Annotated in this window: 18 protein-coding genes; 8 read left to right on the top strand and 10 right to left on the bottom strand. The window is 64.1% G+C overall.

The genetic code is table 11. The features are described from left to right. Nucleotides 1–41 precede the first annotated feature (41 nt). The gene (locus ABQF30_RS10720; protein WP_448463620.1) at nt 42–1,307 is read right to left on the bottom strand and encodes a hypothetical protein; all 1,266 of its coding nucleotides are present in this window, start codon (nt 1,305–1,307) and stop codon (nt 42–44) included. 173 nt (nt 1,308–1,480) lie between these two features. Between ABQF30_RS10720 and ABQF30_RS10725 the strand changes: the two genes are divergently transcribed. From ABQF30_RS10725 to ABQF30_RS10735, 3 genes are all read left to right on the top strand, one after another. Next, the gene (locus tag ABQF30_RS10725) at nt 1,481–1,816 is read left to right on the top strand and encodes a DUF6766 family protein (protein WP_448463080.1); all 336 of its coding nucleotides are present in this window, start codon (nt 1,481–1,483) and stop codon (nt 1,814–1,816) included. Nucleotides 1,817–1,925: 109 nt separating this feature from the next. Continuing rightward, nucleotides 1,926–2,366 (top strand): STAS domain-containing protein, encoded by a 441-nt coding sequence (locus ABQF30_RS10730; RefSeq protein ID WP_448463082.1) that lies wholly within the window; start codon nt 1,926–1,928, stop codon nt 2,364–2,366. A gap of 297 nt (nt 2,367–2,663) precedes the next feature. Next, a complete protein-coding gene (locus tag ABQF30_RS10735; protein WP_448463622.1) occupies nt 2,664–4,238 on the top strand; it encodes an alpha/beta hydrolase fold domain-containing protein in 1,575 nt (524 codons plus the stop codon). Nucleotides 4,239–4,243: 5 nt separating this feature from the next. Here the strand turns inward: ABQF30_RS10735 and ABQF30_RS10740 are convergent, their stop codons facing one another. Next, complete coding sequence (locus ABQF30_RS10740; RefSeq protein ID WP_448463084.1) at nt 4,244–5,260, bottom strand: TIGR03617 family F420-dependent LLM class oxidoreductase; 1,017 nt, start codon at nt 5,258–5,260, stop codon at nt 4,244–4,246. A 73-nt stretch (nt 5,261–5,333) separates the two neighbouring features. Between ABQF30_RS10740 and ABQF30_RS10745 the strand changes: the two genes are divergently transcribed. Continuing rightward, the gene (locus ABQF30_RS10745) at nt 5,334–5,918 is read left to right on the top strand and encodes a short chain dehydrogenase (RefSeq protein WP_448463086.1); all 585 of its coding nucleotides are present in this window, start codon (nt 5,334–5,336) and stop codon (nt 5,916–5,918) included. A gap of 35 nt (nt 5,919–5,953) precedes the next feature. Here the strand turns inward: ABQF30_RS10745 and ABQF30_RS10750 are convergent, their stop codons facing one another. From ABQF30_RS10750 to ABQF30_RS10765, 4 genes are all read right to left on the bottom strand, one after another. Beyond that, complete coding sequence (locus tag ABQF30_RS10750) at nt 5,954–6,751, bottom strand: MerR family transcriptional regulator (RefSeq protein WP_448463088.1); 798 nt, start codon at nt 6,749–6,751, stop codon at nt 5,954–5,956. Nucleotides 6,752–6,768: 17 nt separating this feature from the next. Further along, nucleotides 6,769–7,593: an alpha/beta fold hydrolase gene (locus ABQF30_RS10755; RefSeq protein ID WP_448463090.1), complete on the bottom strand. Its 825-nt coding sequence runs from the start codon at nt 7,591–7,593 to the stop codon at nt 6,769–6,771. 71 nt (nt 7,594–7,664) lie between these two features. Further along, nucleotides 7,665–9,344, bottom strand: coding sequence for an alpha-amylase family protein (locus ABQF30_RS10760; protein ID WP_448463092.1), 1,680 nt, complete (start codon nt 9,342–9,344; stop codon nt 7,665–7,667). Continuing rightward, a complete protein-coding gene (locus ABQF30_RS10765; protein ID WP_448463094.1) occupies nt 9,341–10,324 on the bottom strand; it encodes a TIGR03885 family FMN-dependent LLM class oxidoreductase in 984 nt (327 codons plus the stop codon). The genes ABQF30_RS10760 and ABQF30_RS10765 overlap by 4 nt, the downstream gene beginning before the upstream one ends. A 77-nt stretch (nt 10,325–10,401) precedes the next feature. Here ABQF30_RS10765 and ABQF30_RS10770 point away from each other — a divergent pair, with 77 nt between their 5' ends. The 3 genes from ABQF30_RS10770 (at nt 10,402) to ABQF30_RS10780 (ending at nt 13,468) form a co-directional block, all read left to right on the top strand. Continuing rightward, nucleotides 10,402–10,692 carry a cupin domain-containing protein gene (locus tag ABQF30_RS10770; RefSeq protein ID WP_448463096.1) on the top strand — a complete coding sequence of 97 codons (291 nt, stop codon included), beginning with the start codon at nt 10,402–10,404 and terminating at the stop codon, nt 10,690–10,692. A 510-nt stretch (nt 10,693–11,202) separates the two neighbouring features. Continuing rightward, complete coding sequence (locus ABQF30_RS10775; protein WP_448463098.1) at nt 11,203–11,844, top strand: hypothetical protein; 642 nt, start codon at nt 11,203–11,205, stop codon at nt 11,842–11,844. A gap of 22 nt (nt 11,845–11,866) precedes the next feature. After that, a complete protein-coding gene (locus ABQF30_RS10780; protein WP_448463100.1) occupies nt 11,867–13,468 on the top strand; it encodes an FMN-binding glutamate synthase family protein in 1,602 nt (533 codons plus the stop codon). Between the two features lie 25 nt (nt 13,469–13,493). Here the strand turns inward: ABQF30_RS10780 and ABQF30_RS10785 are convergent, their stop codons facing one another. After that, complete coding sequence (locus tag ABQF30_RS10785; protein ID WP_448463102.1) at nt 13,494–14,405, bottom strand: acyl-ACP desaturase; 912 nt, start codon at nt 14,403–14,405, stop codon at nt 13,494–13,496. Nucleotides 14,406–14,689: 284 nt separating this feature from the next. On the opposite strand from ABQF30_RS10785, the gene ABQF30_RS10790 reads away from it, so the two are divergent. Then, nucleotides 14,690–15,025: a hypothetical protein gene (locus ABQF30_RS10790; protein ID WP_448463104.1), complete on the top strand. Its 336-nt coding sequence runs from the start codon at nt 14,690–14,692 to the stop codon at nt 15,023–15,025. Between the two features lie 21 nt (nt 15,026–15,046). Here the strand turns inward: ABQF30_RS10790 and ABQF30_RS10795 are convergent, their stop codons facing one another. From ABQF30_RS10795 to ABQF30_RS10805, 3 genes are all read right to left on the bottom strand, one after another. Then, nucleotides 15,047–15,883: a class I SAM-dependent methyltransferase gene (locus ABQF30_RS10795; protein WP_448463106.1), complete on the bottom strand. Its 837-nt coding sequence runs from the start codon at nt 15,881–15,883 to the stop codon at nt 15,047–15,049. A gap of 51 nt (nt 15,884–15,934) precedes the next feature. Then, entirely contained in the window at nt 15,935–16,978 is a 1,044-nt protein-coding gene (locus ABQF30_RS10800; RefSeq protein WP_448463108.1) for a Gfo/Idh/MocA family protein, read from the bottom strand. Nucleotides 16,979–17,119: 141 nt separating this feature from the next. Beyond that, nucleotides 17,120–18,055: an AraC family transcriptional regulator gene (locus ABQF30_RS10805; RefSeq protein ID WP_448463110.1), complete on the bottom strand. Its 936-nt coding sequence runs from the start codon at nt 18,053–18,055 to the stop codon at nt 17,120–17,122. Nucleotides 18,056–18,115 lie beyond the last annotated feature (60 nt).

Genomic DNA, 18,115 nt, shown 5'->3' on the forward strand with positions numbered 1-18,115 from the left:
GGAAAACTAACCTCCGAAACACGCGCCGGTTTGTGGGTGCTTCAGATCTGGCTCAATGAATCTGCGGCATCGCGCCTTTGCCACAGGTTGAGCACATTGGTGAGCATCTGCAGTGGTGCACGCAGGCTTTCGTCGTCGCGAATGCCCGGGTCGAACCGGGACATGCCCTGCGCGGACTGACCCAGCTTCGCCCCGATCCGCGACGGTACGTCGAGCAGCCAGGTGATTCCCATGATGACCGCGTACAGGACGATTTGACGGCTCAGCTCGTCCACGTCGAGTTCGGGACCACCGGACTGCCGTAGTTCCGCGATGAACAGCGGAAGCACGTCGCTGTCGAAATGCTCGTCCCATAAGGAGGTTTCGGCGGCGCAGAGACTTCCCCACAGTGCCATCGCGACATTCAGCTGGCTGACACAGCCCCAGTCCATGAGACCGCATTGCAAGGCGCCCTGGCTGTCCCGCCAGAACCAAGCGTTGTCGACGTTGGCGTTCCAGTGGCACAGGGCGAGGTAATCGAGGTTTCTCTCGAGATGGCGCCACACCTGCGCTTCACGGCGTACGAACTCGGCACCCTGCGCGGGGAGGCGCGAAAGGAACTGTGGTGAGCAGACATTGGCGGGCAACAGCTTCGGGTGGGTTTGGATGAAGTCGACCAGGCGGTGCAGCTGCCGGTGCACCTTTTCGGCCCGCAGTGGGGAACGTTCACCGACCGTGGCCGCCTGGAGGTCGACAGGGAACCGCTCGATCAGAGTCGCCGGTGCCGTGCCGGATCGATGCCAGCCGGCCAGGCGCCCCAGTGCGGTCAATAATGCCCGGTAATGCTCAACCGGCTCGGCCAGCCGATAGTCGAGGCATTTGTGGTGCTGGGGTTCGACACCGTCCGCGCCGAATTGGATCCGTTCGCTGATCAGCAGTCCGGTACCGGACTCAGTGTGGTAGTCGGCGAACATGGTGACCGGCACCGTGATTGGAAAGTCTGGTGTGCGTGACAGTTCCGCGAACCGTACCTCAGGTTCCATCTGCGAACGGCCGACGTCGCGCACGGGGTGGTCGAAGTCGCGGGAGAACTTTGCGAACAATTCGGTATGAAGGCTCGGCCCGGGCCGGGCATAGTCCACCGACAGCGCCACTTTCCGGCCGGTGCTGCCGCCGCGGAACTCCTGGAACCCGGTGATGCGGCTGACCGCATTGTCGGCATCCAACGTCGCGGCGGCCTGGAACGCGCGCGTGAGGAATTTCTCGCCACTGCTCGACAATGCGTCGGGATGGGCAGGGAACTCGATGCCGTAGTGATCACCGGTCACCCACTGTTCGACGGACGGCACCCGCCAAGTCTTTCAGCGGTGGAACCGTTTCGGGGTATTTGTACTCTCCGCTTAGCCGCTTCCTCGTGCCCCGAACCTCACCGCGGGCTTCGTGAAACGTTATTCGAGTCGTTCGAGCGCACCCAGAGCGACAACGTGGTAACGCTTGGCCTATGTCGCATATCAGACGATGGGGAGCTGTCTACCTTCTACTAATTCTGTTCGCGGGCTCGTGGATCGGGCAGTTCTTCACACAAATGTCCGAGTACACCAGCACGCAGCAGATGCACGGCCAGCCGTTTGAATGGAGCGGCTATATGGCTGAGTTCTTCGCGAGCACCTTCGAGAACTGGCAGAGCGAATGGCTCCAGCTGGTATTCCAGGCGATTCTGCTGCTGGGAGCCAAGCACTGGATATTCCGTGTCGATGCCGAAGACCTCGAGCGGATCGAGGCCAAGATCGACGACCTGAAGGATGCGGTCGGATTGCCCACTCCGCCGCCCAATTAAGCAACTGCACCAATTTGCGCAAATTTTCGACCCATTCGGCTGTTTGCCGGTCCGCTATCGGGCACGATGGAGATACGCCATCCACCCGGCTACGGGAGATGAATCGCCAATGGCTGGTTCACGCAGGGCACCAAGGGCAATCGGAGATGCTGCGTGCAGGGGCAAGCCAGGGGCAATAAGTGCTGAGGTCTTCCGATCGCCCACGGGTTGTCTGGTTCGGGTGAAAGGCGCGTTCACCGGTTCGGCAGCCGAGCGAACACGTCGCCTCCTGATCGCTGAGTTACAGCGCTCACCACGGCTGCTGGCATTGGACCTGTCGGACGTGTCTGACATGGACACCGCGGCAACGGACCTCCTGACCGCGATCGCGAAGCTGGCCGGCGAGTTCCACATCGCGTTGGCGCTCACCGGAAGCCTGCAGCATCGCGTCGAAGACGCGCTGCGACGTGCCGGTCTTACCGATTTGTTCTCCACGACGCCTACTCCTGGGCAGGCGCTGACGCCGGCACCTGGCACGGCAGCCCGGCGCTGCCGCACTCCACGGCGGTAACGGCTGTCCGCGTTGCTGCCAAAGGTGTTGTGCACTGAAGGAATCCGCCCGACCACCGACGCTTGACATATGACGGCCCATGTCAAATGATCGCGCCGCCGATGGGCAATTTCTCGTTCGGGTATCGGAGCGCACTGACCGGCCAACAAAGGCCGCGTTCCGGCGGACATCGAAATATTTGCAAGTTCATCAACCAGGCTGTGTCGCGGGACCCAATTTCGGCCCGTCGCCGGTCCATCGGAGCTATAAACACCTATGGGCGGGGGAGCATATGTTGGTCGAGTCGCGGGGTTGGCAGTGGCGTTGGGTGTCGGCGGCGCCGTCGCCGGATGGGGGTGCGCGACGGCGTCGGCCGACGAGTCGACGTCCGTTTCCGGGGGAAGCGAAGCCTCAGCAAGCACTGATGCACCGGCAGCCAAAGGTCGAGCCGGAAACCCAGGCCCGAGGTCGGCACCCAAGAACAAGGTCCGGAAGTCACCGAACCACAAAGGCGGTGCGCTCACCGATGATCGTGACGACGATGACGCCGAGCAGCCCCGCGGGACCCTGCGGCGAGGCAAGCATCGACAGACCCCGATGGAAAACCGGCAGATCTCCGATGTGCCGGGCCGCGTGCCGGATCGAGCCGTCGTCACGCTGAAGCCTCGCGCTGAGTCAGAACCGCTCGCGGTGGCGTCGGCGACAGCGACAGCGAAGCCGAGGATTTCCGACACAGTCGTCACCGCGCTGCGAAACCCGTTCACAGCGGACGCCGCACCGAAGGTGCCATCCGCACAGCCAGGGGTGTGGGCAGTGTTGGCGGCAGCGCGCCGTGAGGTCGAGACCGCAATGAAGCCTGCGCTACCGCGACAGCCCGTCGAGAGTTCGACTACGAGTCAGATTGTCCACGGCGTCGCAGCGGTCGAGAACTCGTTGACATATACCCCCGGGCCGCAATTGCGGGATCAGGGCGCCGTGCTCGTACAGTACGGTTTGAAGGCGATCTCCGACATCATCGGCGTGAACATCTACCAGCAGATCAATACGGTGCTGGAGAGTGACCGTCCGCCGCTCTTCCTGACGCTCGGCATGGACACCCGGCAGACGACATTCACCACCGCAGAAGGCGCCGAATGGCAGGTGTGGGAGATCCATCCGCCAAACCCGAGCGGCAAGACCGTGATCGCCATGCACGGCGGTGGGTTCATCAGTGAGCCGAATCTGCTGCACTGGATCGACTACACGTTCATGGCACGCGAGACCGGAGCCGTGGTAGTTGTGCCCATGTATCCGCTCGCGACAACGGAAGCCGGGCGGGCAACCGTCGTCATCCCCGGCATGGCCGATTTCATCTCGCATCAGATCCAGGCGAGCGGCGGCGCCGAGAATGTCAGTGTGTACGCCGACTCGGCGGGCAGCACACTCGCCATGGGCGCGGTGCGAGAGCTGATATTGCGCGGAGACCCGGTGCCGTCGAGCATGGTGATTCTGTCGTTGTCGGCCGATTTCTCGATGCAGAATCCCGACATCGCGGAGATCGACGATCCGATCCTGGGTGACTGGAAGGAAAGCACCGGTGACGCCCATTTCACCGACGGCATCACCGATCTCCGGGATCCACTGATCAGTCCGTTGTTCTTCGAGCCCGAGGTTCTTCAGGGGCTTCCTCCAACGACGATTTACGTTGGGGAAGTAGAGATTCTGTATCCCGACACGCTGCTGCTGCACGAGCGGGCGGTGGCGGAAGGCGCACCGATTTCCGTGGTGGTCGGTACCGGGTTGCTCCACGACTGGCCGCTGTCGGGATTGCCGATCTACTCCCAAACATCGGTGGTGCGTCCGGACATCTACCGCCAACTCGGCCTGACCGATGAGTCGGCGACGCCGATCTGACTCGCTTACCGCGCGGCGAGCTGACGCGCGATTTCGCCGTACCGTTCAAGGCGTTCGGGGTCGGCCAAAGCGTTGTACAAGACGATACGAGTGGCTATTCCGTCGTACTTGGCGACGAGCGCGTCGGCCAAGTTGTCCCACGTCGACTCGGTGGCAAACGTCGCAATGTGTTCGTCGGTGATCTGCGCTGCCATACCTTGAAAGTCGCCGGCCTTCTGTTTCTCTCGAAGGCGGGCCGTCGTACCCTCGAATCCCGCCTCGTCCCAAATGAAGGCGTAGTTCGGGGTGCTGCCGTAGAAGCTCATGCTGGCCCGTACGAGCTCACGCTCGTTCGCGCGCTCTGCGTCGCTGTCGCCCACGATGGTCATGACTGGGACGATCATCGCGATATCGGCCGGTGAGCGGCCCGATTTCGCCGCCCCCGCAACGATGTTCGGCGTGACATGACGGACGATATAGCCCGGCTCGCCGAGTGGATGGACGTGGACTCCATCAGCCACTTCGCCTGCCATCCGCAACATCCACGGATTCACCGCTGCGATATCGACTTTGGGGTCCGGTGTGTCGATGGGACCCGGACTCCACTGCGGGGTGATGAAGTCGAGATCGTAGAACTGGCTGTGATGATCGAGCTTTCCCGTTCGGAACGCGGCGAAGCAGGCCTTCACCGCATGCACGTAGTCACGCAGCCGTGGACCGGGATGTTCGAAGGGCATGCCGTAGCGCCGCACGATGTGGGTCCGGACTTGCGTGCCAAGGCCGAGCCGAAACCTCCCGCCGGTTGCCTCTTGGAGTTCCCATGCCGCCGCGGCCGAGATGAAAGGACTGCGCGGAAAGGCAACGGCGACACCGGTTGAGATGTCGAGATGGGGGGCAGCCTGCGACGCCACGGCAGCGTTGAGATACGCGGTGCGACCGGTCTCGGTGAACAGCAGACCGGAGAATCCCGAAGCTTGAGTACGGCGGGCCAACTCGCCGATCCGGCTCAACGGCAGTGGTGTGGTCATCGCATCGACGTACACGCTGGCAGAGTACGCCGCTTTTGTTGCGCGTCCTCGCAGGATGGCGACCGCGTCAGACATGTAGAACGGTCACATGAGAGTCATCGTTGTCGGGGCCACCGGCACCATCGGGTCGGCGGTTGCCGACGCATTGAAGATCAACCATGAGGTGGTCCGGGCATCTCGGCGCGGGCCCGTGCGGGTGGATATCGATGACAGCACCTCGATCGACGCCTTGTTCGCGACGGTGCCAGCCGTTGATGCAGTGGTCGTCACCGCGGCGAGTGGAAAGCTGACGCCCCTGGATTCCGATGACGACTTCACCCGCGCGATGCAGGGCAAACTGTTTGGGCAATTGCACCTGGTTCGCCAGGCGATCCGGCATCTGCGTGCCGGTGGCTCGGTCACCCTGACCAGCGGCACATTCGAAAGCCCGATGGTAGGCGGATCCTTTGGCGCAATGGTCAACGCAGGCCTGGAAGAATTCACCAAGCACGCCGCCATCGAAATGCCTCGCGGGCTGCGCCTGAACACCGTCAGCCCAGGCTGGGTGTCGGAGACCCTGGAGAATATGGGTCTGGATCCAGCTGGTGGCACTCGCGCAGACATCGTTGCCCGCTCATATGTCGAAGCCGTGGAAGGTGACGCCCAGGGGCAAACTTTCCGACCACATTCGTAAGGGCATCAGCCGAAAGATGTTCGTCCCCAGCAGAGTTAGCCGCTTCGGGCGGATGTAGGCCGATCGTCCCGCTGCACGCGCTCGAGCTTGGTCCAACCGGTCCAGCCATGTTTGTTGAGCAGCTCGATCAGTCGACGGGCCGCCGGCGCGGCGTCGAGGACCAGCGTGTCGAGCAGCTCGACCAACGATGGCGCAATGTCGCCGCCGACGTAATCCTCGCCCTGTTCGTCAGCCAACTGGGTGAGATATGCGGCCGACTTATCGGCCAAGTCGATCAGCACGGTGTCGCTGTCGGCACGGTCGAGCGCCCACCCCAGCGTGAGGTAGAAGTCGACGAGCTGCGGATGGGAGATTTGCTCGCGCTTGCGTGCCATCAACTCAGGTACCCGCTCGGGTGAGTGCGCGGCCAGTGGGATCCATCCGTCGCGTTCGACCTCGACGATCCGCTCGTCGACCCCGAGCGCCCGTAGCTGGTCGAGAAATTCGACGACCTCCGGCGGCAACGCCAGTTGGCCTTCCGCTGCGAGGCGGGCGATCTGCTCGCGGTGCCGCTGCCGCTGCCGGATCTCCGCGCGCAGCCGCTTGTCGATGTCCTTAGCCGCCGCGGCGAACTCGTCCTCGTCGGCCTGCAGCAGCTCTCGTACGCGCGCCAGCGGGACGCCGGCCTCAGCGAGTATCCGGATCTTGATCAGCTCGACTACGGTGCCGGCGGCATACCTGCGGTAGCCGGAGCGGTCTCGCTCCGGCTCCGGCAGCAGCCCCCTGGCGTGATAGTGCCGGACGGCGCGCACTGTCACGCCGGCGTACGACGCGAGCTCGCCGATGGTCAGCATCCGACCAGTCTCCTCGACTAGCCACCGGTCACGACGTCGGCCGGCCGGGGTGACTTTTGTGGACTCCGGATGATGCGGGCGATCTCCGGGGCATGGGTTATGACGAGCGCGTGGTTGGCATCGACCCAGGACAATGAGATGTCTGGCCGGGCGCGAACGAGTCGCTCAATGCCGGCACGCCATAGCCGATTGTGCCGCGCTGCGCGCCCCACGCCGCTGTCGCCGGCCATCGAGGTCGACATGATCATGCGGACCGGGCAGTCAATCTGGCGGTATCGCTCCAGGATTGCGGCGCGCACGACATCCATCTCAAGATTGAGCTCGAGGACTTCCTGCGCTGTGAGCAACACCTGACGCGGGGTGCCTTTGGCGGCCTCGTGCCACACAGCCAGGTTCTCCCACAGTGTGCGGAACTCCGGCAGGTCGGCCTCGGTGATGAACGGTGCGGGCAAGGGGTTCGCGCCGTCGATGAGAACGAGCTCGGCTACGGTGTCTGGGTTCTCGGCGGCATAGTGCACGATCAGATCCGCGCCCAACGAGTGGCCCGCCAGTACCGGCGACGAGCGCAAGCCGAGGCGGCCTACCTCCTCCATCACTGTGGTGAAATCGCCGAGGAACGCCTCGAAGGTGTAGCTGTCGGCGGCCGAGGAGAGGCCATGTCCCCGCAGGTCGAACGTCACTACGTCGTAGTCGTGCCGCAGCAACTCGATCAACTCGCATAGCTCGGCCTGGGTCGACGTCAAGCCAGGACAAAGAACCAGCGGGCGGCCTGTGCCGCCGCGAGACACCGCGATCGTGACACCGTCGTGGTGGATCGTGAATTGATCGGCTTTCGTGGTCATACCAACCATGCTGCGGGGTTGACCCTGCGTCAGGGTCAACCTCGTCGCCGAAATCCGTCCTTCCCCACCGCTCAGATGATCGGCGAGTCCCCGGGCCGACGCAGTCGCAGCCAGCGGTAACCGTAGGGCGGCAGATCCAACTCGACGCGGCATTCCGAATCGAGTTCGTGCTCGGAGAGGCCGTCGAGCAGATTGACGAGAATGGAGCCAGGCGGCACGTCTGCGAGCTGGACGGGCACCAGACATCCGTCAGCGCCGAAATTGTGCAGTGCGACCAGTGCCCAGCCGGACTCCTCACGGCACATGTGGGCCAGCACCGCCGGGTTGGGCTGCTCGAGAATTTCCAGTGTCGACCAGCCGATCTCCGGTTGTTGCCGGTAGGTATAGATGAGGTTGCGCATGAACCACCAGAACGACTCGTGGTCGTGGCGTTGGTCGGCGGCGTTCACGCGCTCCGGGCCGTACAGGCCCTCGGGCAGCTGGCGGCAAAGGCGGCGCTTGGTCGCTTTAGAGAAACCGCCGTTCACGTCGCCGGTCCATTGCATGGGTGTCCGGACAGCGAATCGCCCTGGAACATCGAGGTTTTCAGCCATGCCGATTTCCTCGCCGTAGAACAGGACCGGAGTGCCCGGCAGTGAGAACGCCAGCGAGTAGGCCATCTTCATCCGCTGTGTGTCTCCACCGAGCATGGCCGGCAGCCTGCGCCGAAGCCCGCGGCCGTAGAGCTGCATGTCCTTATCCGGGGCGAAGGCGTCAAAGACCTCTTGGCGTTCATCCTTGCTGAGCTTATCGAGAGTGAGCTCGTCGTGGTTACGCACGAAATTCGCCCACTGACTGGTGATGTCGAGGTGCGGCCGTTGCCGCAAGGCCTTGACGAGCGGACCCGCGTCCCCGCGGGCGAGCGATAGGTAGAAGTTCTGCATGCCGATGAAGTCGAACTGCATGTTGAGCCCATCACCGTCGGGCCCGCCGAAGAACGTCTCCTGGTCTTTGTACGGAAGGTTGACTTCGCCCAACAGCACGGCGTCTCCGACTCGCCGGGTGACGAAGTTGCGCACGTCGCCGAGGTATTGGTTGGGGTCGAATACGCCCGGATCGCCAGGCGCACCGTCCTTGGCGAACAGGAACGGGACGGCGTCGACCCGAAAGCCCGAGACGCCGAGCTCCAGCCAGAAGCCAAGTGTGCGCGAGATTTCTTCCTGCACTTTGGTATTGGCGATATTCAGGTCAGGCTGATGCTTGTAGAAATGGTGCAGATACCACTCGTTGGTCTTGGGCTCGAGTTCCCAGAGGCTGTCTTCCTGGTCGGGGAAGACGACGTCCTTCTTGGTCGACTTGGGCTCGGTCGCGCTCCACACGAAGTAGTCCCGGTACGGGTCGTCCTTGCTGCGGCGGGCGGACTTGAACCACGGGTGATGGTCCGAGGTGTGGTTCATGACGAAATCGATGATCACGCGGATCCCGCTCGCCTTCGCCGTTCGCACCAGCTCGACGAAGTCGCCGAGGGTTCCGAGGCGGGGGTCGACTCCGAAGAAGTCGGTGATGTCGTAACCGTCGTCCTTACGCGCGGTCGGATAGAAGGGCATCAGCCACAGGCATGTCACGCCGAGGTCGAAGAGGTATTCGATGCGGTCGGTCATGCCCCGGATGTCGCCGGTACCGTCGCCGTTCCAGTCGAAGAAGGTTTCGACGTCCGCGCAGTAGAAGACGGCGTTCTTCCACCACAGGTCGCCCGTGTCGGCGCTTCTCATGCCCTGACCTCCTGCGACGCAGTAGGGGACAGCTGCGGCAGGATGTGCTCGCCGAACGTGTCGATGAACCCGGTCTGTTGCTGGCCTACGAAGTGCAGGTAGAGCTCGTCCCAGCCTTGCTCGATGTAGTCGTGCAGCCACTGAGCGTGTCGGCCGAGGTCGGCGGAGACGTTCACCGACTTCTTGACCTGGTCGGGGGTGACGTCCGCACTGATCACGTCGAACGCCTCGACTGATTCCAGGTCCCAGCACACCGGGGGGCTGAAGATGTTGCTGCGCCATTGGTCGTGGGCGATGGCGAGGGCCTGTTCGTCGGTGGGCGCCCAGCTGAGGTGGATCTGCAGTCGGGCAGGACCGCGGCCGCCGGCCTCGCGGTAAGCGTCAAGGACCTGTTGCAGCGTCTCCTTCGACTGGTTCACGCTGATGAGACCGTCGGCCCATGCCGCGTGGCGGGCCGCCGTCTGCGGGGTGACCGCTGGGCCGACGAGGTCGGGCACGGTGTCGGGCAGCGTCCACAGCCGCGCCCGGTTGACGTGCACGAGGCCGTCGTGGCTGACCTCCGCACCTTTGAGCAGACGCCGGATGACGTCGACGCACTCGACGAGACGTTGGTCGCGTAGCTCCTTGCGCGGCCACACCTCGCCGGTTACCCGCTCGTTCGACGCCTCGCCCGAGCCGAGCGCTGCCCAGAACCGGCCGGAGAACATCTGCGCCAGCGTGGCGATGGCCTGAGCGATGATCGCGGGGTGATAGCGCTGACCGGGGGCGTTGACGACGCCGAAGGGCAGGTTGGTGGTGGCCAGTGCAGCGCCGAGGAAAGACCAGGCGAACCCGGACTCGCCCTGGCGTTCGCTCCATGGGCTGAGGTGGTCCGACGACATTCCGGCGGTGAAACCGGCCTGTTCGGCGCGCTGTACGTCGCGGAGCAGTTGGGCGGGACTGATCTGTTCGTGGGAACAGTGAAAGCCGATGACGGTCATGGGCCCGGGATACCCGTTATTGACCCGTGCGTCGCATCAGGGCACAAGGGGCGAGACTCGACAGTTAGCCTTCTGCCATGACGACCACCGCCCGCGCGAGCTTGCAGCACGAGGATGAGCGGGTGCGGGTCACCCGCTGGGATTTCGAGCCCGGCCAGAGCACCGGCCGCCACGTGCACGAATACGACTACGTCGTCGTCCCCGTCACCGACGGCCAGACCGACGTGATCACCCCCGACGGCACGGTCACCTCCTCACAGCTGCGGGCTGGTGCTTCCTACGCCCGCCCGGCCGGCGCCGAACACGAGGTCGTCAACGCCGGCACATTGCCGCTGGCCTTCGTCGAGATCGAAGTAAAGCGGGCGTGACGGCACCCGAGCAGCGGCGCGCCACTCATGACGTGCTCGGAGTGTCTACTATTGGCTGACCTGGGTGCAAATATGTTGTCCAACAGGATAATTCAGCTGCATCGTGACCATATTCGACCGAGCAACTCGACATTGCGCTTCGCGGTCCGACTTTCGGGGCACGTCCTGGGCAATGTCGGCTGTGGGCGCTGTGCCGAGCGTGCAGGTTATCGAGGTGATCGAGGAGAAAAGCCGCAAGAACCGACACACTCGCCACAGGGCCGGCTCACGACATCACGGACTCGTCCGATCGCGACGGGTACCAAACACAATGTCCGAAGTCAGCTGAGGGGACGGGAATCCGCGACGTCGCTGTTCCGGCTGCTAATTCGGTGCAGCGTATTCGCATACTGCCGAACCCAATGATTCCGGTGTCAATTCTCCTTACCCTGAGTTTGCAACACGCGATCAGAGGGCAGTCCTTCGCTACGCCGGTACCGCCGGGCTTGCGCCGAGAAGGAGGAATACACAATGACGAATGTTTCGGAGAACGCTTTTTCTCGCCGCAGGTTCATGCGTACTGCGGCGTGGTCAGCGCCCCTCATCGGCACGGTGCTCGTCGCACCGGTCGCTGGGGCGGCTCCTCAGGAATGCGGGGATCCGTCCGGAAAGGTGGGCAATTGCCCGGCTCAACTGCCGGAGGAGTTCAGCTCGACGAGCTTCAGCACGACGGCGATTGTGAACGGCACGAACTACTCAATCTTGTTCAGCACGAGGATCCGAAGAGATCCGGTCGTACCGCCGGGTGCCACCGGTTACCGGATTCGCAGCGTCAGCATCTCCGGTACAAAGCGGGACGGCACCCCATTCCACCTCACACCGGGAATCGGCGAGGCCGGCCCGCGGGTGCTCGGTGCGCTGTCCGCGTCATCCCTCGGTTTCGCTCTGGATGTGCCGTGGGATCCGAACCAGCTCGTGCGTTCGTTCCTCTACGCCTACGACGTGGAATTCCTCATGGGGCTGACGGGAATTCAGACATGCTCCTATACGACGACGATGACACTCGCCGACAACGGCATGACGCTCGGCGGCGTCGGATCGGTGACGTTCTCCCCGCCGATGCTCACCGCGTGCGACGCGCAACCCCCGACACCACCTCCGCCTCCGCAGTGAGCCGTCCGCGAAGGGTGGTCACATGAAGAAGCGGACGCTGGCGGCGCTGGCTCCCGCCGCCACTGTCGCGGGGCTTGCAGTGCGGGACCTGCTTCAGAAGGAGCACGCTCTTCGCCGCAATTTCCCGGTCGTCGCCCGGCTCCGGTATCTCCTGGAGTCGATCGGTCCGGAGCTGCGCCAGTACATCATCACGAGCAACGACGAAGAGCGACCGTTCAGCCGTGACCAACGGCGCTGGGTGTACTCGTCGGCCAAGAAAGAGAACAATTACTTCGCGTTCGGCACGGACAACGACACCGAGAACGCCGCGTACCCGATCATCAAGCAGGCCACGTTTTCTGACGTCGTCCCCGCGTCCCCGATCCACGGGCGTGACATCGAGGTGCCAGGCGCAAAGGTGCTCGGCGGCCCGCGAGGGCGCCGGTACGCCTTTCGGCCCGCATCGGTCGTCAATGTGTCGGCGATGTCGTTCGGGTCGCTCAGTCCCCAGGCGGTCCAAGCGATCAACAAGGCTGCCACGATCGCGGACTTCTGGCACAACACCGGCGAGGGCGGACTGTCGGACCATCACCGTCAGGGTGGCGACCTCGTCTTCCAAATCGGCACAGGCTATTTCGGCTGCCGCGACGAGCACGGGAAGTTCGATCTAGACCGGCTGGTCGACGTCGTCGGCTCCGCCCCCGTACGCGCGATCGAGATCAAGCTGAGCCAGGGCGCCAAGCCGGGCCTGGGCGGACATCTCCCAGGCGCCAAGGTGAACGCGGAGATCGCCCGCATCCGTGGCGTCGAGCAGGGCAAGGACGTCGCGAGCCCTTCCCGACACACCGCGTTCCGCAACGTCGATGAGATGCTCGATGTCGTCGAGCGGATCGCGGATGCCACGGGGCTTCCGGTCGGCATCAAATCGGCGGTGGGGGAGCTGGGCTTCTGGCGCGACTTGGCCGACCGCATGGCCGATGAGCAGCGGGGCGTTGACTTCATCACTATCGACGGGGGCGAGGGCGGCACCGGCGCCGCACCGCTCGTCTTCGCCGACCATGTGTCCTTCCCGTTCCGGCTCGGCTTCGCTCGGGTCTATGGCCTGTTTGCACAAGCTGACCTCAGCGACCGCGTCACGTGGATCGGTGCAGGGAAGCTCGGTGTGCCCGGTAACGCGATCGTGGCGTTCGCACTGGGCGTCGACCTCATCAACGTGGCCAGGGAAGCGATGCTCGCGATCGGGTGTATCCAGGCGCAGAAGTGCCACACCGATCACTGCCCAACCGGCGTCGCGACGCAGAACGCGTGGCTGACTCGAGGGCTTGATCCGGAGCAGAAGTCGCATCGGCTGGCCAACTACATCCTGACGCTGCGCCGCGATCTGCTGAAGGTGTCAGAGGCGGCCGGCGTTCGCCACCCGGCCATGTTGGGCCCAAACGACGTCGAGATCCTCGACGGCGACCGCGGCCACCGGCCGCTCGCCGAGGTGTACCACTATGAGGAGGGATGGGGCGTTCCCGGCCCGGAGATCGTCCGCGAGATCGATGCGTACATGTCCCGCTACGACGACAGGCCTGGCACCGACGAGGTCGTCCAGCACCAGCCGCTGAAGGTTGACTCCGAGCCGAATCAGGCGACGGAGTAGGCGGTGCCGGCGGCCGGCGAGAGAATCACCCAGCGGCGCGGGCGAGGCGCCGCTCGTCGTAGTAGGACGCCTTCGCATCGACAAGCTCGAGGAATTCCCCGAGTTGGTCTCGTGCGCGGGCGCCCTCGCCACTGAAGTCCTCGCGTTCGAAGATCTTCCAGAACCGCAGAACCGGACGTAGGACGTCGTCCAAATGCGAACGGAGGTCATATATTCCGGCTTTGGCGATCATCACCGCGTTCTCGGCGAAGCCAGGCATGTTGTTGCCCGGCATCTGAAAGTTGATCACCTCAGCCGCAATCGCCTCCATGGTCGCATCGGGTGCGACCTCAAGAGCGGCCGCAGCCAGATTTCTGTAGAAGACCATGTGCAGGTTCTCGTCTGCAGCGACGCGGGTGAGCAGTTGCTCGGCGATCGGACATCCGGCTGCCCGGCCCGTGTTGCGGTGGCTGATGCGGGTGGCCAACTCCTGGAATGAGACATACGCGAGCGTTTCGAGAACGGTCTTGTCGCCCGAGTCGTATCCGGCCACCGTGTGCTGCATCCGAAGACGCTCGAGTGCGACGGGATCCACGCCGCGCGTCACGACGAGGTAGTCGCGGATCGCGATGCTGTGGCGACCCTCTTCGGCAGTCCACTGACCGACCCACTGGCCCCACGGGCCGTCAAGGCCGAACCGGGTGGCGATCTCACGGTGGTACGAGGGAAGGTTGTCTTCGGTAAGGAGATTCACGACCAACGCGGTCTTCGCGACCTCATCGAGTTGCGAATCCTCCGGCGACCAGTCCTGACCGCCCAACAGTGCGAAGTCGCGGCCACGGCTCCACGGCACGTAGTCGTGCGGGTTCCACACTTTCGCCTGCTCGAGGTGCCTGTTGAGATTGGCCTCAACAACCGACTCCAGCTCCGTCAACACTGCGTCTTGCGTAGTAACCATCCGGTTCTCCCACTCAGCTATCAGAGTGCTCGGTTGCGCTGGACGTACTTACGCAACCGTAGGTTACGGTAGCGTAGGTCGCGGACGGCGTCGAGACCCCAACAGCGTTTCGTTTGCGTGGGCAAGCGGTGCGGCGGACGGCAATACGCCAACGGCCACAGGCGTGGTCGTCGTTTGTCGTAGCCTGAGGCATGCGTCGCTACAGCTGTGTCGTCGGTGTGATTGCGTGGGTTGCTGTGGCCGCTGTCGTGGCAGCAGGGTGCGCCACAATCGCCGGAACACCGGTGGCAGATACCGCTGACAACCCCACCACCGCGCAGGTTACGACGTCGGAGGCGGCGCCCGCCGGCAAGCCGGTCGGCACGGCGGTAATGAAGGTCAGCGGCGGCAGCGCTCAAGTGACGATCCGATACCGGATCAACGGCGGACCCGAGAAAACTGAGACGGACGTAACGCTGCCTTGGGAGAAGCAATACCCCGTTTACGACAAGTTGGAATCTGAGGTTGCCGCTGACGGTGGCGACGCCGAACTCACCTGCACCATCATGATGGACGGGGACATGTTGGTGGCATTCAAGACTGAGCCGCGGCCTGTGTGCACCTTCGCCTACTGGGGTTAGTCCCTGACGGTGGGCGTCGAGTCAGCCGAACTCCAGCAAGGTGTAGGCGCCGCGGAACTGCTTGGTCAATGCCAACTGCCAGAAGGCGGGGAACAGCTTGTTGAACAGCAAGCCCCGGCCGCTTGGCATCGGTAAGTCATGCACCGCACGGATTCCCGGCACGGTGTGGGCCAAGTCAGCCAGTTGAGATGCCGACAAGCTGAAGGGCATCGGCGGGACGCGGTACCGCCGCGAGGATCGCAGTCCTTTGGGAGCGAACTTCTTCACGAGCACCGGAGGCAGGTCGAAGATCATCTGGCCGCCCGGAAATCGGCTGGCGCACTTGGTGATCAGGTCCATCGCATCTTCGGGCTGGAGATACATGAGCAGCCCCTCCGCGGTGATGAACACCCCGTCACCGGCGTCCACCTGATCCATCCAGCTGTGGTCCAGCGCAGACTGAGCGAGGTAGGCGATCCTAGGGGAGGAGGGCAACAGTCGCTGACGCAAATCGATTACGGGTTCGAAATCGACAGTAATCCAGCGAAATTCGGCATCGGGCAGGACGCTGCTCAGTCGCCAGAAGCTGGTTTGCAGCCCCTCGGCGAGGGCAACCACCGTGGCGGCCGGATGCTCCGACAGGTAACGGATCGCCGCCCGGTCGAAAGCCAGGGAACGCAAGGCCATCTCCTGGCCCTTGCGACCGAACTTCTCGAAGTCGAAATCAATCGCATCGACAAGCCGGATCGCCATCGGATCGTCGATGATGGCATTAGGATGGCGAGCCTGATGCGCCCTGCCGTACAGCGTCAACAATGCCGTCTCTGAGACGCCGGTCAGGGAACTGGCGTCGACTTTCCCGCCGTCTGCGTGATCCACCAGATCCAAACTACTCGCGCAAGTTGCCTGAGCGGCGCAGGAATCCGAGTTTCATGAGGGCACCTCCACCCAAGTCGAGGATTCAGAGGAGTTGATCACCGCGTCCACCAGTGCGGCGGCACGAACCCCGTCGGCGAACGCGGGCAGCCCGTCCGGGGCGGACCCGCCGATCGCGGCGTAAGTGTCCGCGACGAAGGCGTTGAAGCAGTCCTGGTAGCCCTGCGGATGCCCGGGCGGGAGCAGCGAATAGCGGGCCGCCGCAGCGGAACTCGCGGGCGACCCGCGGTGGACGGTGAGGTTGCCCTGTAGTCCGCCGACAAACAGGTTTTCCGGGCATTCCTGGTCGAAGCCGTATGCGGCGTCGGCACCGTCGAGGGAGAACCGCAGCGCGTTGCGTCTGCCGATCGCTGTCTGGCTGACCAACATCGAGCCCGACGCGTCGGTGTCGGTGACGAACTGCACGGTGGTCACCCGGCCGCCGCCGGAAGTATGGGCCAGCAGTCGGGTGATGCGGTGCCCGGTGGTGAATTCGACGAGATCGCACCAGTGCACGCCGATGTCGGCGAACGCCCGATACGCGCCGCCTTCGGCATCGTCGCCGCGCCAACCGGCCGAGGCGCCCCCGGCCTGCCAGTCCTGCAAATAAGCCCCGTGCAGCAGGTGTAGAGGACCGGCCTCCCCGGCGGAGACACGTGCCCGGGCTTCGCGGACCGCCGGATAGAACCGGTAGACGAAGGGAACAGTCGCCACCTGGCCACCTGCGGCGGCCGCCAACGACCGCGCATCGGAAAGCGTTGTGGCGAGCGGCTTCTCGCACACCACCGGCTTTCCGGCAGCAAGGGCGCGCTGCGCCAGTGGCGTGTGCAGTGAGTTCGGGGTGCAGATGTGCACCACCTGCACGTCATCGGAATCGATCAGCTCCTCGGCGGTGGCGGCGGGGCGGAGAGCGCCGAGTCGGTCGGCAGCCGCGGCGGACCGCTCTGGCGTGGACGCCGCGACCCGCGTGACCGACCCGCCGGCGGCGCGCACCGCATTGGCGTGCACGGTGCCGATGAAACCAGCTCCGATGATGCCTGCACGCACCTGCTCAGCCATCACTGCCTCCACGCACCGAAGGTCGTGAACCGATGCACGTCACCCGAGAGCAGATTGATCCACAAGGCCGGAACCATTGGCAGGACTGAACTTTCAGTCGCCACGGCGACGGTCGGGGATGAGCTCGACCATCCTGCGGACTTATGAACATCGGGCCTCCTGCGGCGTCATCCCGAACCGCGCCTTGAAACGTGCCTGGAAGGCGCTGAGTGAACGGAAGCCACTGGAGTGAGCGATGTCGGCCACGGTGCGCTGGGGAGGCGCGGTGCGAAGCAGGGAGCGCGCAAGGTCGAGCCGCGCACCACGCAGCAGCGCCGCGGGCGTCGTGCCGGTCTCGTGCAGAGCGAGCTGTACCTGCCGCAAGGACCAGCCCAACGCCCGCGCGATCCCTTCCGGAGTCAGTTCGGGGTCGGCGGCGTGACGGCGGACGTAGTCGCGCGCTGCGGCGTCCACAGTTGCCAGGGTGCTGGGCAATTCGGCGCGCGGGCGCACGCACAGTGGAAGAAGCTCGGTAAGCGTGTCGCAGGCAGATGAAAACGCACTGCCATCCAATGCCTCCCGCTGAGCTCCAAGTTCGGCGATCATGCTGCCGACCACCGACCCGAGGCCCTGGGATACGTCAAACAACACGGGTCCAGGGCAGGCGTCCATGGGGATGACTCCGACGGGCAGCGTCATCAGCCATGTCCGCATCCGGTGGCTGTGTTCGATGTCGAATGCGCGGGCCTTCGTCACCAACCCAGCGAATCTCGGCCCGACCTGGGCAGTGACCCCGTCCTGGCTCAGCAACGTCGTGCCGGCGATAGGCACGAATAAGCGCAAGCTTTCATCGCCATCTCTCCGGAAGTCGTCGGCACGGCGCGAGTAGCCGATGCCCTCAGACCAGAAGTCGACCAGCAGGTGCGCGCGGGCTCGCTGCTGAACGAAACCGCCGTGGAACGTGGTCGCATTGGCGAAACGTAACCGCATGGTGCCGTGATGGCGACAGACATTCTCCGCCCAGAACTCCGTCGCATCACCCCTGGCCAACGTAGTGGTGTCGTGCTTCTCCACAACATACGACTCGGCAAGGGGCATGATACCTCCACCTAGCGTGCGCATCTCCGTGAGTGATTGCGCGATTCAGGGCGAACGACA

This window comes from Mycolicibacterium sp. XJ870, from assembly GCF_053483975.1.

What these genes read in the sequence shown, in the direction of transcription:
- ABQF30_RS10745 (WP_448463086.1), top strand. Translation starts at nt 5,334, where the DNA reads ATGAGAGTCATCGTTGTCGGGGCCACCGGCACCATCGGGTCGGCGGTT.
- ABQF30_RS10800 (WP_448463108.1), bottom strand. Translation starts at nt 16,978, where the DNA reads ATGGCTGAGCAGGTGCGTGCAGGCATCATCGGAGCTGGTTTCATCGGC.
- ABQF30_RS10765 (WP_448463094.1), bottom strand. Translation starts at nt 10,324, where the DNA reads ATGACCGTCATCGGCTTTCACTGTTCCCACGAACAGATCAGTCCCGCC.
- ABQF30_RS10755 (WP_448463090.1), bottom strand. Translation starts at nt 7,593, where the DNA reads ATGACCACGAAAGCCGATCAATTCACGATCCACCACGACGGTGTCACG.
- ABQF30_RS10730 (WP_448463082.1), top strand. Translation starts at nt 1,926, where the DNA reads ATGGCTGGTTCACGCAGGGCACCAAGGGCAATCGGAGATGCTGCGTGC.
- ABQF30_RS10725 (WP_448463080.1), top strand. Translation starts at nt 1,481, where the DNA reads ATGTCGCATATCAGACGATGGGGAGCTGTCTACCTTCTACTAATTCTG.
- ABQF30_RS10785 (WP_448463102.1), bottom strand. Translation starts at nt 14,405, where the DNA reads ATGGTTACTACGCAAGACGCAGTGTTGACGGAGCTGGAGTCGGTTGTT.
- ABQF30_RS10750 (WP_448463088.1), bottom strand. Translation starts at nt 6,751, where the DNA reads ATGCTGACCATCGGCGAGCTCGCGTCGTACGCCGGCGTGACAGTGCGC.
- ABQF30_RS10770 (WP_448463096.1), top strand. Translation starts at nt 10,402, where the DNA reads ATGACGACCACCGCCCGCGCGAGCTTGCAGCACGAGGATGAGCGGGTG.
- ABQF30_RS10805 (WP_448463110.1), bottom strand. Translation starts at nt 18,055, where the DNA reads ATGCCCCTTGCCGAGTCGTATGTTGTGGAGAAGCACGACACCACTACG.
- ABQF30_RS10780 (WP_448463100.1), top strand. Translation starts at nt 11,867, where the DNA reads ATGAAGAAGCGGACGCTGGCGGCGCTGGCTCCCGCCGCCACTGTCGCG.
- ABQF30_RS10760 (WP_448463092.1), bottom strand. Translation starts at nt 9,344, where the DNA reads ATGAGAAGCGCCGACACGGGCGACCTGTGGTGGAAGAACGCCGTCTTC.
- ABQF30_RS10775 (WP_448463098.1), top strand. Translation starts at nt 11,203, where the DNA reads ATGACGAATGTTTCGGAGAACGCTTTTTCTCGCCGCAGGTTCATGCGT.